General features: G+C 27.9%; 16 protein-coding genes. 13 read left to right on the top strand and 3 right to left on the bottom strand.

The window, feature by feature from the left end; all coding sequences use genetic code 11:
- Positions 1–127: 127 nt before the first annotated feature.
- From lon to ACWPW7_RS16550, 7 genes are all read left to right on the top strand, one after another.
- Positions 128–2,461: an endopeptidase La gene (gene lon, locus ACWPW7_RS16580; protein ID WP_454054405.1), complete on the top strand. Its 2,334-nt coding sequence runs from the start codon at positions 128–130 to the stop codon at positions 2,459–2,461.
- Complete coding sequence (yihA, locus tag ACWPW7_RS16575; RefSeq protein WP_454054404.1) at positions 2,451–3,038, top strand: ribosome biogenesis GTP-binding protein YihA/YsxC; 588 nt, start codon at positions 2,451–2,453, stop codon at positions 3,036–3,038. Before lon ends, yihA begins: the two co-directional genes overlap by 11 nt.
- Before the next feature lie 464 nt (positions 3,039–3,502).
- A complete protein-coding gene (locus tag ACWPW7_RS16570) occupies positions 3,503–4,009 on the top strand; it encodes a CPBP family intramembrane glutamic endopeptidase (protein ID WP_291559865.1) in 507 nt (168 codons plus the stop codon).
- 924 nt (positions 4,010–4,933) lie between these two features.
- Positions 4,934–5,473, top strand: coding sequence for a hypothetical protein (locus ACWPW7_RS16565; RefSeq protein ID WP_454054403.1), 540 nt, complete (start codon positions 4,934–4,936; stop codon positions 5,471–5,473).
- A 74-nt stretch (positions 5,474–5,547) separates the two neighbouring features.
- Positions 5,548–5,859 (top strand): hypothetical protein, encoded by a 312-nt coding sequence (locus ACWPW7_RS16560; protein ID WP_454054402.1) that lies wholly within the window; start codon positions 5,548–5,550, stop codon positions 5,857–5,859.
- A gap of 19 nt (positions 5,860–5,878) precedes the next feature.
- Positions 5,879–6,100 carry a hypothetical protein gene (locus ACWPW7_RS16555; protein WP_039631595.1) on the top strand — a complete coding sequence of 74 codons (222 nt, stop codon included), beginning with the start codon at positions 5,879–5,881 and terminating at the stop codon, positions 6,098–6,100.
- A gap of 183 nt (positions 6,101–6,283) precedes the next feature.
- The gene (locus tag ACWPW7_RS16550) at positions 6,284–7,267 is read left to right on the top strand and encodes a hypothetical protein (protein ID WP_454054401.1); all 984 of its coding nucleotides are present in this window, start codon (positions 6,284–6,286) and stop codon (positions 7,265–7,267) included.
- A 50-nt stretch (positions 7,268–7,317) separates the two neighbouring features.
- On the opposite strand, the gene ACWPW7_RS16545 is transcribed toward ACWPW7_RS16550, so the two are convergent.
- The 3 genes from ACWPW7_RS16545 to ACWPW7_RS16535 form a co-directional block, all read right to left on the bottom strand.
- On the bottom strand, positions 7,318–7,698 hold the full coding sequence (locus ACWPW7_RS16545) for a bactofilin family protein (RefSeq protein WP_291559854.1): 381 nt from the start codon (positions 7,696–7,698) through the stop codon (positions 7,318–7,320).
- Positions 7,699–7,892: 194 nt separating this feature from the next.
- A complete protein-coding gene (locus ACWPW7_RS16540; RefSeq protein ID WP_454054400.1) occupies positions 7,893–8,828 on the bottom strand; it encodes a VCBS repeat-containing protein in 936 nt (311 codons plus the stop codon).
- Positions 8,829–9,156: 328 nt separating this feature from the next.
- The gene (locus tag ACWPW7_RS16535) at positions 9,157–9,594 is read right to left on the bottom strand and encodes a Fur family transcriptional regulator (RefSeq protein WP_454054399.1); all 438 of its coding nucleotides are present in this window, start codon (positions 9,592–9,594) and stop codon (positions 9,157–9,159) included.
- A 174-nt stretch (positions 9,595–9,768) separates the two neighbouring features.
- Here ACWPW7_RS16535 and ACWPW7_RS16530 point away from each other — a divergent pair, with 174 nt between their 5' ends.
- From ACWPW7_RS16530 to ACWPW7_RS16505, 6 genes are all read left to right on the top strand, one after another.
- Positions 9,769–11,145: a PhoH family protein gene (locus ACWPW7_RS16530; RefSeq protein ID WP_291559848.1), complete on the top strand. Its 1,377-nt coding sequence runs from the start codon at positions 9,769–9,771 to the stop codon at positions 11,143–11,145.
- A 311-nt stretch (positions 11,146–11,456) separates the two neighbouring features.
- Positions 11,457–12,467, top strand: a complete 1,011-nt coding sequence (locus ACWPW7_RS16525; protein WP_454054398.1) for a phosphodiester glycosidase family protein — start codon at positions 11,457–11,459, stop codon at positions 12,465–12,467.
- A 19-nt stretch (positions 12,468–12,486) separates the two neighbouring features.
- Positions 12,487–13,512 carry a hypothetical protein gene (locus ACWPW7_RS16520; protein ID WP_454054397.1) on the top strand — a complete coding sequence of 342 codons (1,026 nt, stop codon included), beginning with the start codon at positions 12,487–12,489 and terminating at the stop codon, positions 13,510–13,512.
- 266 nt (positions 13,513–13,778) lie between these two features.
- Entirely contained in the window at positions 13,779–14,426 is a 648-nt protein-coding gene (locus ACWPW7_RS16515; protein ID WP_454054396.1) for a site-2 protease family protein, read from the top strand.
- Positions 14,427–14,455: 29 nt separating this feature from the next.
- Entirely contained in the window at positions 14,456–15,115 is a 660-nt protein-coding gene (gene trmB, locus ACWPW7_RS16510; RefSeq protein ID WP_454054395.1) for a tRNA (guanosine(46)-N7)-methyltransferase TrmB, read from the top strand.
- Between the two features lie 552 nt (positions 15,116–15,667).
- Positions 15,668–15,928, top strand: coding sequence for a GNAT family N-acetyltransferase (locus tag ACWPW7_RS16505; protein ID WP_454055528.1), 261 nt, complete (start codon positions 15,668–15,670; stop codon positions 15,926–15,928).
- The last annotated feature ends 190 nt before the right edge of the window (positions 15,929–16,118 follow it).

Here is a 16,118-nt window from a genome sequence, read left to right as displayed (position 1 = left end):
TTAATTTAATGATTATTATTAATTGAAAAAATTTCTTTTTATAGGTATAATATATAAGTCTAGCTATATACTTTTTTAAATAAATTAAAAAAATCATTTTATTAATTATAGAAATGAGGGGAGAAAAATGGAGAATAATATTAAAAAGCTTCCTTTAATTCCTCTAAGAGGGATAAATATCTTTCCATATATGGTTTTACATTTTGATGTGGGAAGAGAAAAATCAATTCTTGCCCTTGAAGAAGCAATGTCAAAGGATCAAAAAATATTTTTAGTTTCTCAAAAAGATGCTAAGGTTGAAGAACCAGAAGAAAAAGATATATACAAGGTTGGAACTGTGTGCAATATAAAACAGTTTGTTAAATTGCCAGGAAACTACATGAGAGTTCTGGTGGAAGGATTGTCAAGAGCAAGGATAGTAAACTATATAGATGAAGAAGATTCAATCTATTCTGAGGTTGAAATAATTGAAGACATACAATATGAGAATGATAATGAATGTATGGCATATGTAACATCTATAGAAGAAGCTTTTGATAGGTATTTAGAGCTTATAGGTGATATGAGTTCAGAAGTTCTGATAGATTTAGAAGATGAAGAGGACTATGGTAGATTTTGCGACACAGTAGGTTCTTATATGATGTTAAAGCAGAACAAAAAACAAGAACTTTTAGAAGCTATAGATGTTAAAGAGCGTTTAGAAAAGCTCCTTATATTTATAGAAAATGAAATTGAAGTTGTTACATTAGAAAAGAAAATAGGAACTAAAATTAAGAGCAAAATTGGAAAGGTTCAGAAAGAATATTATTTAAGGGAGCAACTTAAAGTAATACAAGAGGAATTAGGTGAAGAAGACGAAGGAAGTAAAGAAATAAGAGAATACGAAGACAAGGTTAATAAAAATAAATTGCCTAAAGAAGTTAAAGAAAAAGCAGTTTATGAGCTGAATAGATTAAAGAGTAGCGGAGTTCATACACAGGAAGCAGTAGTTGTAAAAAATTATCTAGATTGGGTATTAGAGCTTCCATGGAATAAGCTAACTAAAGATAATTTAGATATAAAAAATGCTAGAAAAGTGTTAAATGATGAACATTATGGACTTGAAGATGTTAAAGAAAGAATAATAGAATATCTGGCAGTAAGAAAGATAAGTAGAACTTTAAAGGGGCCTATACTTTGCCTTGTAGGACCACCGGGAGTAGGAAAAACTTCTATTGCTAAATCTGTGGCTAATGCATTAGGACGTAAGTTTGTAAGAATGAGTTTAGGTGGAGTTAAAGATGAAGCTGAGATAAGAGGGCATAGGAAGACTTACGTAGGTGCAATACCAGGTAGAATTATAAATGGTATGAAAGAAGCAGGATATAAAAATCCATTATTTTTATTAGATGAAATTGATAAAATGGGCGCGGATCATAGAGGGAGCCTTGCAGATGCATTACTTGAAGTTTTAGATAGTGAACAAAATTCAACTTTTAGAGATCATTACTTAGAACTAGATTTTGATTTGTCAAAAGTTTTATTTATAACAACGGCAAACTCCTTAGATACTATATCTAGACCATTATTAGATAGAATGGAAATAATAGAAGTAACGGGATATACACCAGAAGAGAAATTTTTTATTGCTAAAGATCATTTAATTCCTAAACTATTAAAAGAGCATAATATGGAAGAAGGACAAATTAAAATATATGATTCTGCCATAAGAAGTATAGTGGAGAACTATACAAGAGAATCAGGAGTTAGAAATTTAGAAAGAAAAATATCTTCTGTTATAAGAAAATCTATTACTGAAATGGTAGAAAAGGATAAGAAGAAGGTAGCTATAACTACAAGTTATGTTAGAAAGTATTTAGGTCCAGAAATTTATAGTTATGATGATTTAGATAAAGAAGATAAAATAGGTGTTGTAACTGGCCTTGCATGGACTGGATATGGTGGAGATACATTACCGGTAGAAGTAACTGTTATGGAGGGAAATGGCAAACTTCAACTAACAGGACAATTGGGTGATGTAATGAAAGAATCTGCTAAAGCCGGATATAGCTATGTAAGAACAAATACTAAACACTTTAACATTGAAGAAAATTTTTACAAGGATAAAGATATTCATATACATGTACCAGAAGGGGCAGTACCTAAAGATGGACCATCAGCAGGTGTAACCATGGTAACAGCAATGGTATCCGCATTAAGTAATAAAAAAGTTAAACATAATGTGGCTATGACTGGTGAGGTTACTTTAACAGGAAGAGTGCTTCCAATTGGTGGATTAAAAGAAAAGAGTTTAGCAGCTTACAGAATGGGTATAGATACAATTATTATACCTAAGGATAACAAGAGAGATATTGAAAAGCTTCCAAAATCTTTAAAAAACAAATTAAACTTTATAGTAGCGGAGAACGTAGATGATGTATTAGAAAATGCATTAATTGGAGAGATGAAAAATGGAAATTAAGCAATCAGAATTCACTATATCAGCAGTAAAACCAGAGCAATATCCTACAGACAATAGGATTGAATTTGCATTTGTAGGTCGTTCAAATGTTGGAAAATCATCACTTATAAATACTTTAACAAATAGAAGAAAGTTGGTTAAGGTAAGTGGTACACCAGGAAAAACTAGATTAATAAACTTTTTCATAATTAATAATGAATTTTATTTTGTAGACTTACCTGGTTATGGATATGCTAAAGTATCCAAAAGTGAAAAGGCAACTTGGGGCCAAATGATGGAAAAATATTTAGTTAATAGACCACAACTTAAAAAGGTTGTATTGTTGGTAGATTCAAGGCATAAACCTACAAATGACGATATATCAATGTATGAATGGATAAAGCATTACGGATATGGTGTAGTGGTAGTTGTTACTAAAAAAGATAAATTAACTAAAAATGAACTTTTTAAAAGCAATAAACTAATTAGAGAAACGTTAAAAATGGATAAAGATGAGCCACTTCTTTTCTTTTCATCTTTAAAGAAAGAAGGAAAGGAAGACCTTTTAGAGGAATTATTTAAGGGAATAGAAATATAATAATAAAGGCATATACAGTTTAAGTATATGCCTTTATTAAGGTATATTAAAAATATTGTTAACTATTTTTTAGAAAATCCTTATCTTTTTATTGATATATGAGAAGGCTATTAATGAATTTCAAAAAAAATATTTTATTTAAAATTTATCATAACTATTTATTCTAAAAGAAGTTAGTTAACTGTTATTTATTATATAAATAGTATAGAGTATACTAATATCAATTAATTTTAATAGGAGGTAGTAGGTTGCAATTATTAGTTAATATATTAATTTTACTGCTAGTTTATTTTTTACCTTATTTTGTATTTATATATGAATATGGTTATAAGAGGGGAATTTATAAATTATTTTCAATAAAAAACATTTTTTTTACTTTAATATATACATTATTAGTATTAATTAGTCCATCGATGATAGCTAATTTATATCCTTTTATTATAGTAATAATATTAATAATACATATGAAAAAATCAAATTTAGATGACTATTATGGATATGAATTTTCTATAAAAACTATAGACATATTCTCTGCTTTTAAGTATGGGATTATATCCTATATTATGATGATATCTGCATCAATATTATGGAGTTGGATATTAAGAAATTTAGGTATTCAATTGAAGGAGCAAGAAGTAGTTACAATATTATCAGATTATGATTTATTAAGCTTTTTTATAGCAGTGCCTTCAACTGTAATATTTGCACCCATATTGGAGGAATTTGTATTTAGATATTTAATATTTGAGAAATTTTTAAAAAAGAGAATTGGAGTTATATTAGCTAGCATAATAACTAGTATAATATTTGCCTTAGTACATTTTAGTTTAACTGCATTTTTAGTTTTATTTACAGTAAGTATGGTTACTTGTTATTTAATTCACAAAAAAGGTTACTGGTATGCTGTTATAGCTCATCTATCTTTAAATTTAATGACTACAATTTATTTATTTATTGATAAATTTAATTAAATAAATCGTAACTTTAAAAGCCAATAATATTATTGGCTTTTTTATTTTTAAGGTAATTAATGTTTAAGAGAAAATAATACTTAAAGAAACAAAAAAATTTTATTAGAAAAGAAAGTTCCTTAATAATAGTAGTTCTTGGGAGTTTCTTTAATGGATTTTTTAACTAGCAATACAATTGCTAGTTTTCCACCTCAGGGGAACAGTAGTGAAGCCCTTTAGGGTTCCCCTGAGGTGCAGTATAGCTCGGAACAATACTAATAAATTTAATTAATACTATGGAGAGCCTACAATTGCTAGTGTTTTATTGTAGATGTGAACAGTGTTTGCTAATTCTCTTTAATACGTCTTATAGTTTAATATTTATTCAATAATATATGGCGAACATTGTTCGCCGCTACGATTAAATAATTCTAAATTTCTTAGTTTTTACTGAGAAATTTAGAATTATTTATTTTTCAAGTGATACAATCACTTTTTATAAAAAACTAGCAATACATTGCTAGTAAAAATTAGTTTAAAAAATTAATTCATAAAGAATTAATTTCAACCTTAATTGTGAATTTTGCATTGTGAATTGCAAATTGAAATACTCAAGAGTGTAGCTATATTTAGTTATATATTAATTTTTTAAATAATTTATATATATCAATAAGTTCTACTAACAGAAGGAACTTTAACACAATAAATAGCAATTTCCCAAGATATCTTATAATATGCTCCAATACTTACAGAAAAAGTTTTATTGTAACAAAAATTAAGATTATTTAATAGTATGTTATTAGAAAACAAAAGAAAAAATTCAATAAATCTAATAAGATAGTAAATTTGTAAATTAACTACAAATTAGTGTCAAAACATTTAATAAACCATATTATGTAATATACAAAAGATATATAAATAATCTATAAGAGGAGGAGAAAATATATGGATATCAACTCTTTATTAAACCTAATGTCAAATATTAATGTTCCAGAAGGAGAAGATGGGGAATGTTGTGATAGGGATAGAGGAATCTTCGGAGGAAGAAGAATATTCCTAATAATCATTATATTCTTAATATTCTGTTGTGGCTGTGGCGGAAATGGTTTCTTTAACGGCTTTGGAGGCGGCTTTGGAAATTGTTGTGACCCATGTTGTGACCCATGTTGTGACCCATGCTGTGATCCATGCTGCTGCGACCCATGCTGCTGTGATCCATGCTGTTGTGATGATAGACGTGGTAAACGTCGTAAACGTGATAGACGCCGTGAAAAAGATTGTTGCTGCTGCTGTTGCTGTGATCCATGCTGCTGTAACTCCGGTTTTGGAAGATTCGGCGGAGGCTTTGGAGGCTTTGGAGGCTTTGGAAACAACTGTTTCGGAGGCGGATTCGGAAATAACTTTGGAGGCGGATGTGGCTTCGGTGGATGTGGAATATGGTTTATAATCATAATACTAATCGTCTTCTGTAATAGGAGATTCTAAAGAAAAATGCATAAATGTAGCAAAAGCTGTAAAGATTTTAGAATAAATCTTAGATTAAAATGGAGGTATGAACTATGTTCGGATGGGGAAATGGAAATAGAGGATGTGGATTTGGCTGTGACCCATGTACTATAATATTAATAATACTAATATTTTTAAATCAACGCTTGTTAAATACACGTGATTGTGACGATAACTCTGGTAGAAACGCTTTAACATTGTTATTCCTTTTCTGGTTATGTTGTAGTAATGGAAGATTTGGAAATTCTGGATTCGGAAATTTTGGATTCGGAAATAATTGTTGCTGTTGCTGCTGTGACGGTAAAGATGGAAGAGGAAGTAGAGGCAGAAGACGTAGACGTCTAAAAAGAGGTTGTTGTTGCTAATTGAAAAGGAGCTGATACTATGTGTGGCAGTATAAATGAATGTAACCCATGCATAATATTACTAATAATAGTAATTTTAAATCAAGGAAATCTATTAAATACTAAGCACATAGAAGGTAGAATTGCTATGATTTTAGTACTAATTTTCTTCTTCTGTGGATTTAATAGAGGTGGTTTTATTGGTAGATTTAACTCACCATGTGGATGCAGATTTCCAATTGCAAGAAGATGTTGCTGTTAATGGGTTTTAACGAAAGAAGATTTATAATGTAAAGCCATGGCCCAGGAGGGGTGGTTTATAAAGAGATAAGAGTTTTTAGCAGTCCATGTGACAACGTGGATTGCTTTTTAAAATATTATAGCTATAGTTTCTAAATATAGGAGGGGAAAAATATACCCTCCTAATTATCAAAGAGGTGATTTTGTGGGAAAGCATAAACATCGTAGAAAAAGAGATAAATATGAATGTGAAAATTGTAAATATTATGCTCAAATGAATCAAATGAATCGAATGAACCCTATGAATCGAATGAATCAAATGAATCAAATGAATCGAATGAATCAAATGGACCCCATGAATCAAATGAATCGAATGAATCAAATGGACCCCATGAATCAAATGAATAATCCTAATTTTAGAGGTGGAAACCCTAATAATTTTAACGGTGGAAATCTAGGAAATAGTCTATTAACGCTACTAACTACTCTAGGCGGAGGTGGGGGCGGAAATGATTATGATGGAGATATGATAAGTAATTTAATGTCAACGTTTATGGGAGGTGGAAATAATAATAGGCAGAATAATTTTAATTTAAACGATTTGAGTAGTTTATTTAATAATATTAATAATAATGATGTTAATAATACTAACAGAAATCAAGGAAATGGAAATCCTTTCAGTGGATTGGAAAATATTTTTGCAAATATAACTGAAAATGATATAAATGCATTTCAAAGCGTTTTAGGAGATTTATTTAATAATCAGAGTGAAGATGGAGGAAATGAAAATTTAAATTTTGAAGATATGTTTGGTGGTTTAGACATAGGTTCTATTCTAAATAATTTAGGGAATATGGATTTTAGTGATATGAACTTAGATGGGATGGATTTTGATTTAAATGATTTAAGCTTGAATTCATTAAACGAAAACTATAGTGGTGAAATTATTGATGCTGAGAATGTAATAGAAGTAGATAATAAACCCAAAGGAGATAATAAGCAAAAAGTAGATAATAGGCAAAAAGTAGATAATAGGCAAAAATCATCAAAATCTAAATCACATAATTCATCTAAGAAGTTTAAAGAAGATGAACTTTATGATATTATAAAAATACTTATGCAGCTCATTGAGCCTTATAAACTAGAGTTATTGAGAAAATTTTTAAGACAACATGGCAAAGAAAAATAGTATTAAAAAACACACTATTGTTAGTGTGTTTTTAATTAATATAGAATATATTAATTTTCAGGTAAAAATATAGGTGTTTCATTTAAAGTTACCATAGTGCATTTGCCATCTAAAAATCCATTTTCATTAATGACAAGTCTTTTTATAGATATATCCCCCTTAACTCTACCTTGATTTTCTATAGTTAAACTATCATTGCAATTAACATTTCCATTGACAGTACCGTTAATAAAAGCATTATTGCAATAAATTGCACCATTTATCTCTCCATTAACTCCTATTATTATATCGTCTTCCCAATTAACGTCTCCTTCGATTATGCCATCTACTTTTAAAAGACCTGTACCAGAAAAATTTCCATTGACTTTACAATTTTCTCCAATTAGTGTTTCGATTTTGTTAAGATTATTTTTTTCCTTATCATAAAACATAAATATACCTCCATATAAAAATTATTGATATATTAAGAAAAAATAAAATTTGTTTTAGTGAATAAAATATTACATATTGGGTAAAATTATAAATGTAATAGGAGTTGAAATCTCCATAACTAAAGTTTTTACATCTTTAGTTAAACCCCCCATCCCCCTTGGGACCTTAAATGGTCCCTTTTTTGTTTTATATTTTACTTTCTTACATTAATTGATGTTATCATATATTCACGCTCAAAAGCTTTTTTAGCTAGCATTAGATCAATAGTATAATTATTAATTACTTTATAGTCATTTTTTTCAATTCCTTTAAAGTTTAATGTCCATTTAACTTCTAAAGGTCTATCTTGGGAATCATAACTAATTTCTTTAAAAAAACCATCTTGAAAGTGATAGGCTGTATTTTTAGATGAAAGTTGATATACCATAGAAAGATCATTCCCACTTATATAAGCGCTAAAATAATTGGGAATATTAGTATTTATATTTGGAAAACTTTCAATAAAGTTTATAAAATCACATATTAACTTATTTCCTATATAATTCTCAGGATAGGAATATTCAAAGGTTTTAAACTTATTATTTATAAATATATGATTTTCTAATTTAGTTTCATTATTTTTAAAATTTCCAGTTACAATTTTAGGGGTTTTATTATTTTTATTATCTATAAATCCTAAGATATTATAATATGAAGAGTAGATATTTTCGTAGCCTTCTCCATTAAAACGAAAAATATGCTGAATAGATTTTTCATTTATAGAAGACTGAATAAATATTTCTTTTAAATTATCTCTAGACACATCTTCTAGTATAACTTTCATAGGCCAATAGGTTTTATGCTCACCTAATGTAAGAATATCTTTATTGGGGTTTAGACTATAACTAATTTGATTACTTAAATTTATTTGAACAAGATAGTTATTGTCATCAGTTTTTATATAAAGAGCATCTTTATATCCATCTCCATTCAAATCTTCATTAACTATTTTATTATTGTCTATTATAAAAAATGTAGGTAATGAATTTTTATTTTTATTTAATATAAAAATTATAGCTGTGATTATAAGAACAATTATAAATGCTATATAGCTGTATTTTTTCTTAACAAAATTTTTAATTGATTTCACCAAAGTCACCCCCACTAAAGTATATGAAGATCTATTAGTTTATAGGACAAGTTTTTTTATTAAATATAAAAAGTGAATTTAGTTAAATTATTTTAGTAGGATAGATAAAGTAGTATTATATGTATTTAAAAGCCTTTAATAAAACAGTAGAATCACTGATTATGAAAAGCTTATATTTAGTTAAAATTAGAACTTAAAGTATTAGTAGAAAATTTAAAGTAAGAGATAGCATAGAATATATGAATTGTAAAGAAGAAGTTAAAAACTTAGAATTATTTTATAACATTAGAAATGAATAATTTATTAAAAAAAGTAAAAGTAGAGTTAGTTATACTAACTCTACTTTTGGCTCATTATCAGCTTTACATTCACTGCATAATCCATAAAAATATATTTGATTTGTTAAAATACTGTAATCTGTAAATTCCTTAACTTCTTCATTTAAATTAGAGAAAGATATACCCTTAATATCATCAACTTTTGAACAATTAACACATTGAATATGTGAATGTGGTTCAATAGTGCCATCATATCTAAAGTTACCTTCACCTACATTAATTTCTTGAATTAAGTTTACAGATACTAAAACTTTTAATGCCTTATAAACTGTGGCAAGGCTCATTGTAGGATATTCTTCTTGCAGTGCTTTATATATTGTTTCTGCTGAAGGATGTTCATTAGTAGAACATAGATACTTATACACAGCTATACGCTGAGGGGTAAGTTTTAATTTTTTTTCCTTGAAAATTTGCGTAAAATTTAACATAATCATCAACCTCATTTCAAGATTACTATTATTATATAATAAAAATTATCCATTATCAATAATTATTTAGAAAATTAGTATAATAAAAATTTTTCCATGTAAAATATAATATATTTATTCATTTATTGCAAATAAAACATATATTAATAGTATAGGAGAGGAGGAGTATAGATTTTGAAAAAGACCTATGTTTTAGATACTAATGTTATTCTGTATTCATCCACAGCACTATTATCATTTGGAAACAATGACGTGGTAATACCAGAAATTGTGCTTGAGGAGCTAGATAACTTTAAAAAAGATAAGACCGATTTAGGAGCAAATGCTAGGCAAGCATCAAGATTAATCGATTCCCTTAGAGGAGAAGGTCAACTTAATAAAGGAGTTAGATTGCCTTGTGGTGGATATTTGAGAGTGGAAATGAATCATCATGATACAGAAATTCCTATATCTTGGGACAAAAGTAAGCCAGATAATCGAATAATCCAACTTTGTAAAGGATTAAAAGAAAAGGGCGAAGATGTAATTTTAATAACTAAGGACACTTTTGAAAGAATTAAAGCAGATATAGTGAATATAAAAAGTGAAGATTTCTATGAGAAGGTAGTTCCAGAAGACTATAATCAATATACAGGAAGAATAGAAGTTTATGTTCCATCACATAAAATTGAAGAGTTTTATAATAAAAAGTCATTAGATATAAAAGAAATGCTTTACTACAATGAAGATAAAGAGGAATATTATGTACCACAGTTATATGTTAACCAATTTATTTTAATGCATTCCATGGAAAATTCTAAACAAACAGCACTTGGAAGATTTGATGGTAAAAAAGTAGTTCCATTATATTATAAAGATATTAAACCTATGGGAATTTCTCCGAGAAATGTAGGTCAAAAATTTATGCTTGAAGCATTATGTACAGAACCATCCAAAGCACCATTAGTTATAATAAAAGGTCCTGCAGGTACAGCTAAAACACTATTTTCTTTGGCTACAGGACTTGAAAAAATATTAGAGGAAAACACAGGTCAGTATAGAAGAATTTTAGTATGCCGGCCCAATATTACTATGGATGAAGAAATAGGTTTTTTACCTGGTACAGAAGAAGAAAAAATAGCTCCATTTATGAGACCTGTTTTTGACAATCTTGAGATATTAGTGGACTCTGATGAAAAAGAACGATATAAAAATGAAAAAGAATTACAGGATAAAATAAGAGAATTATTTGATAGAAGAATAATAACTACAGAAGCAGTAGCTTATTTAAGAGGACGTTCTATAGTGAAAAATTGGCTTATAATTGATGAAGCTCAAAATCTTTCACCTAAACAAATTAAAGCAATTACAACAAGAGTAGGAATAGGGACAAAACTAATTTTAATAGGAGATCCGGATCAAATAGATCATCCATTTATGGATTCTAGATCAAATGGATTATGTTATGCTTCAGAGAAAATGAAGGGGAGCGAACTCTGTTATCAAGTAACTTTAAAATTTGATGAATGTGAGAGATCTCCGTTGGCTTTTGAAGCTGCTCAAAAACTGTAGTTTTTTAATGATTTACAGAGAATTTAATTCAATTATAAAGTAGAACGTTCTACTTTATAATTGAATTTTTTTAATTTCTACGATATTATATAATGTGTTTTTACTTTTGTAATGGAATTGAAACAAATTTATACTATATATGTGAGTAAATAGTATTATGATAAAATATAAATAGGTAAAATTAATTAATATTTCTAATAACAATCTAATGACTTTCAAAGGAAAATACTATAAACTATATAACATATGGAATTTAACACTTTATTATAGTATGATGCTCACTATAAATTATCTAATAAAGGAAGGTTAAAATGAACGCAAGAAAATCTAAAAAATCAGTTAAGAAAAAGAGTAAAATTAAATTCATAATTAGTTTTATACTTTTTCAAATAGTATTTACTGGAATAACCGCTCCGTTTTTAGCTTATTATGGACCTTTTGAGAATGTAAGAAATACGCTTGTAACTACAGCTATGACAACTCTAAGTCACCAGTGGATTGCAGAGTTGTTTTTGAGTAAAGAAACAATTAATAAAATATTAAAAGAACAGGCAGTAACTAATTTATCTCAAAAGAAGGACGCAGAAACAGAAGTTATTGTTAGTAATAAAAATGATAAAACCATTGAGAGATTTGAAGTGAATAGCAATAAATTTACAGGTTATGTATTAATTATTAATGATTCTACAAGAGTTAAAGTAGGGTATAGTGAAAAATTAGAGATAGAAGGCCAAACGACCAGTGAAATAGCTGAAAATAATGGCGCTATTGCAGCAATAAATGGTGGTGGATTTACAGATGAAGCTACAGGATCATTGTGGACAGGCACTGGTGCAAAGCCTACTGGTATAATAATGAATAATGGTGAGGTTAAATATAATGATTTAAGTAGTGATGATGAGCAAAGAGAAGTAGTAGCAATTACTGAAGCTGGAGTTCTACTAGTAGGTAGCTATAGTTTAAATGAGTTAATACAACATAAAGCGAAAGAAGCAGTTAGCTTTGGTCCTGCATTAATAGTTGATGGACAAAAGGCAATTACTAATGGAGATGGCGGCTGGGGAATTGCACCAAGAACAGCCATAGGACAAAGAAAAGATGGTGCTATAATATTATTAGTTATTGATGGTAGGCAAACAAATAGTATAGGAGCTACATTAAAAGAAGCTCAAGACGTATTATATGAGTATGGAGCTTATAATGCTAGTAATTTGGATGGTGGATCATCTTCAACAATGTATTATAAGGGAGAAGTAATTAATAGTCCATCAGATTCATTAGGTGAAAGGGCAGTTCCTTCAGCCATATATGTAGAAAAATAACATAAGTAAGGAGAATAGTATGAAGATAATAAAAAGATTGACACTTTGGATGGCTATATCTTTAGGAATTCAATGTGTTGGATTTTATTATATTGATAACAATTTTTTAAGTTTAGAAAGTAAGATAAAGGGTAAAAAAGTAGTAGAAGAAAAAGTAGAAGAGAAAAAAAACAAAATTAAAATTCCATCTGATGTAGGGAAAGTTTCAGTATCTTATGATAGCAAATATTTATCCTATATAAAAAATAATCTTTTAACAGTAGTCAAGGTACAAGATGGACAAACTGATGAAATAACTCTTGAACCAGATGCTGAAGTGAGCTTTTATAAATGGTTACCAGATAGAAATAGGGTATTATTTGTTGAAAAGATTGTAAACTATGGCTCAAGTAAATTAACTCTTTATTCTTACGATGTAAAGAAGAAAGATAAATCATTAATTAAAGAGTTTGATTGGAATGAAGAAAGTGCAATAGTAGAAGATATTGCAATATCAACACTCACAGGCCTTACTTATGTGAAAATAGTGGATAGTGAAAATGTAAGTAGTATATATAGAATTGATAGAATGGGTACAATGACTAAAACATATACTGTACCTAGACATATAAGTAATATGGAACTTTTAAGAAGAGAAGACATATTACTTTATGAAGGTGAGGTTTATAATCAAGTTTATTCATCCCAAACTAGCGAGGTATTATATTTCCCAGAATATGAGCGAATTACCATATTAGGTAGAGATGATGAGGATAAAATTTATATAGGTGGACTAGAAAACGGTTTAGTTAATAAGATATTTTATGGATGTATTACCGAAGATACTTCACAATGGCAGCAAATAGATTTGAATGTGTCCACAGAAAATCAAAATATATATATTTCTGCTGAAGGGAATATATACATACATGATAAAGATAATAAAATTGTTAGAGAACAAAAATCAAACAAAGAAACAATTTATGAAGGTGAATTTATTCAATTTCAGAATAATGGTGTAGTAACCAAAAGTGGAGATAATGTAGAAATTATTGCCTATAAATAAAGACTATGAATTTTCATAGTCTTTATTTATAAATTTATAGTTTTACTACAGATAAATTTAACCTCTAAATTAAGTTATAGCATTTACATTTAAAAATTAAAATCATTTATAAATTTGAAATAAGGTTATATTAATAGGGCATATATTAATATCTTTATAGTGTAAAAAAAATATTTTTTATAAGATATTCTCTATAGTAGATTATTTTGATATAATTATAGGGATAATCAATTTTTCTTGATTACAAGTAGAAAGGGGACGTTCTAATGAGAATTGATTTGTTAGGAAAAGTATTAATGATACCAGCAATATTAGTTGCATTTACTTTTCATGAATATGCTCATGCAAGGGTTGCAGTTAAATTAGGAGATAATACCCCTAAATATCAAGGTAGATTAACATTAAATCCTTTTGCACATATAGATTTTTTAGGCTTTTTCATGATTTTATTTTGGGGATTTGGTTGGGCTAAGCCAGTGCAAGTAAATCCAAATGCCTTAAAAAATTATTATAAGGATGATTTGAAGATATCTATAGCAGGGCCATTAGCAAATTTAGCATGCTCAATTGTAGCTATAATTGTATTAGCAATATTAGGAAAGATGCTTCCAAAGTCTAACTTAACTTCAATTATAAATACAATAGTGTATTTAACAGCTTATTATAATTGTTTCTGGTTGTTTTTAAATTTAATTCCTATACCAGGTTTTGATGGATTTCATATATTAAAAGATTTATTTCCGCGTCAATTTTATAAAATATCAGATAAAATATATGGATATCAATTAATTATTTTTATATTATTAATTGCGCCTATACTTGGTGGTGGAAGGTCATTGCTGACCTATTTAGTTCAAATGCCAGCAGAATACCTATTTTCATTTTTAGGTAATTTAGTGGGATTAAAAATTTAATATTTTGTTATACATAAGGAGAGGAATATATGCGCTTAAGAAAAAAGCATTGGGCAAGACCAGAAATGCAAAGTAGTGAAGTAGTTGTTTTCAATCAATATGACCACAAAGGAAAGTGGAAAGAAGAATTTGAAAACAATAATGAAATACATTTAGAATTAGGTTGTGGCAGGGGAGGACATATTACAAATAAAGCAAAGATGAATCCTAATATTAACTATGTGGGAATAGATTTAAAAGATGAAGTTTTAGTTTATGCCTTAAGAAAAGTTAAGGAAGCTAGGATTGATGAAAACATACTAGATAAAGATATAAATGTTAGATTAATGCCCTTAAACATCATGTTAATAGATAATGTTTTTGATAAGGATGAAATAAATAAAATCTATATTAATTTTTGTAATCCCTGGCCAAAAGAGAGACATAATAAAAGAAGATTAACTCATACTAAATTTTTAGCACAGTATAAGAAATTTCTTAAAAAAGGTGGAGAAATTTGGTTTAAAACTGATGATACAGGACTTTTTAAAGATTCAATAGAGTACTTTAAAGAAAGTGGTTTTGAAATAGAATATATAACCTATGATCTTCATAATAGTGATTTTAAGGACAATGTTATAACAGAATATGAAGGAAAATTTACTGCTTTGGGCATGAAAACAATGTTTTTAACTGCAAGATTAAAATAATAAATAAGGACTACTATAAAATATATTTTATAGTAGTCCTTATTTATTTAATAGATTTAAAAATTGAAGATGTAGAAGATAGATGTATGGATAAACTACATTAAAACTTAATGCATATCTCTATGGTATTTTAATTTACAATTCACAATGCAAAATTAAGGTGAAAATTATTTTTGATCAAAATAATTTCTTTAATGGATTTTTTAACTAGCAATACAATTGCTGGTGTTTTATTGTAGGGATGAACAGTGTTTGTCAGTTTTTTTAATACGTCTTATAGTTTAATATTTATTCAATAGTATATGGCGAACACTGTTCGCCGCTACGGTTAATCAATTCTAAATTTCACAGTTACCACTGAGAAATATCCGAAATTGTGAACTCTGAATTTTGAATTTAGTAGTTTTAGTGGTAATACCAATAAATGTTGATTATTTTCAGGCATAGGTTAAATTTAGGAGTGGGATATCTATATATAGATGGTCATTAGATAAGGATGTAACAAAATTTCTAATTACTCCAGATAAATATACACCATTTACAAGATAGGAAATTGAAGAATGGATTAGATGTTGTATGAGTCATGAAAATGGGTACTATCAAAAAGCAATAATGATAGAAGAAGGAAAACATATTGGATGGATAGATTTAAAGAATTTTGACAATGTGAATAAGAATGCTGAACTAAGTATTGCTATAGGAGATAAAAATTTTTTAGGTAAAGGTTATGGAAGCTTAGCAATAAAAAATATGCTGCAAATAGGATTTAATGATTTTCAACTAGAAAAAAATATGGTTAAGAGTAGACTATGATAATATAAATGCTATAAAAAGCTATGAGAAATGTGGATTTATTAAGGAAGGTATAATGAGAAAAGATAGATTAGGAAGAGGTAGATACATTGATAGATATAAATTCAGTATTTTAAGGGAAGAATTCCTTTTATTTCCTATATTTTAGTTTTAAAAATATAGGAAATAAAAAAATATGTATTTCATGAGA

Source organism: Clostridium sp. Marseille-Q7071, assembly GCF_965112025.1.
Note: the sequence above shows the minus strand (reverse complement) of the source record. Positions and strands in the feature narration are given on the sequence as shown.

What these genes read in the sequence shown, in the direction of transcription:
- lon (WP_454054405.1), top strand. Translation starts at nt 128, where the DNA reads ATGGAGAATAATATTAAAAAGCTTCCTTTAATTCCTCTAAGAGGGATA.
- ACWPW7_RS16545 (WP_291559854.1), bottom strand. Translation starts at nt 7,698, where the DNA reads ATGTTTTATGATAAGGAAAAAAATAATCTTAACAAAATCGAAACACTA.
- ACWPW7_RS16560 (WP_454054402.1), top strand. Translation starts at nt 5,548, where the DNA reads ATGTTCGGATGGGGAAATGGAAATAGAGGATGTGGATTTGGCTGTGAC.
- ACWPW7_RS16555 (WP_039631595.1), top strand. Translation starts at nt 5,879, where the DNA reads ATGTGTGGCAGTATAAATGAATGTAACCCATGCATAATATTACTAATA.
- ACWPW7_RS16535 (WP_454054399.1), bottom strand. Translation starts at nt 9,594, where the DNA reads ATGTTAAATTTTACGCAAATTTTCAAGGAAAAAAAATTAAAACTTACC.
- ACWPW7_RS16565 (WP_454054403.1), top strand. Translation starts at nt 4,934, where the DNA reads ATGGATATCAACTCTTTATTAAACCTAATGTCAAATATTAATGTTCCA.
- ACWPW7_RS16525 (WP_454054398.1), top strand. Translation starts at nt 11,457, where the DNA reads ATGAACGCAAGAAAATCTAAAAAATCAGTTAAGAAAAAGAGTAAAATT.
- trmB (WP_454054395.1), top strand. Translation starts at nt 14,456, where the DNA reads ATGCGCTTAAGAAAAAAGCATTGGGCAAGACCAGAAATGCAAAGTAGT.
- ACWPW7_RS16520 (WP_454054397.1), top strand. Translation starts at nt 12,487, where the DNA reads ATGAAGATAATAAAAAGATTGACACTTTGGATGGCTATATCTTTAGGA.
- ACWPW7_RS16570 (WP_291559865.1), top strand. Translation starts at nt 3,503, where the DNA reads ATGAAAAAATCAAATTTAGATGACTATTATGGATATGAATTTTCTATA.
- ACWPW7_RS16515 (WP_454054396.1), top strand. Translation starts at nt 13,779, where the DNA reads ATGAGAATTGATTTGTTAGGAAAAGTATTAATGATACCAGCAATATTA.
- yihA (WP_454054404.1), top strand. Translation starts at nt 2,451, where the DNA reads ATGGAAATTAAGCAATCAGAATTCACTATATCAGCAGTAAAACCAGAG.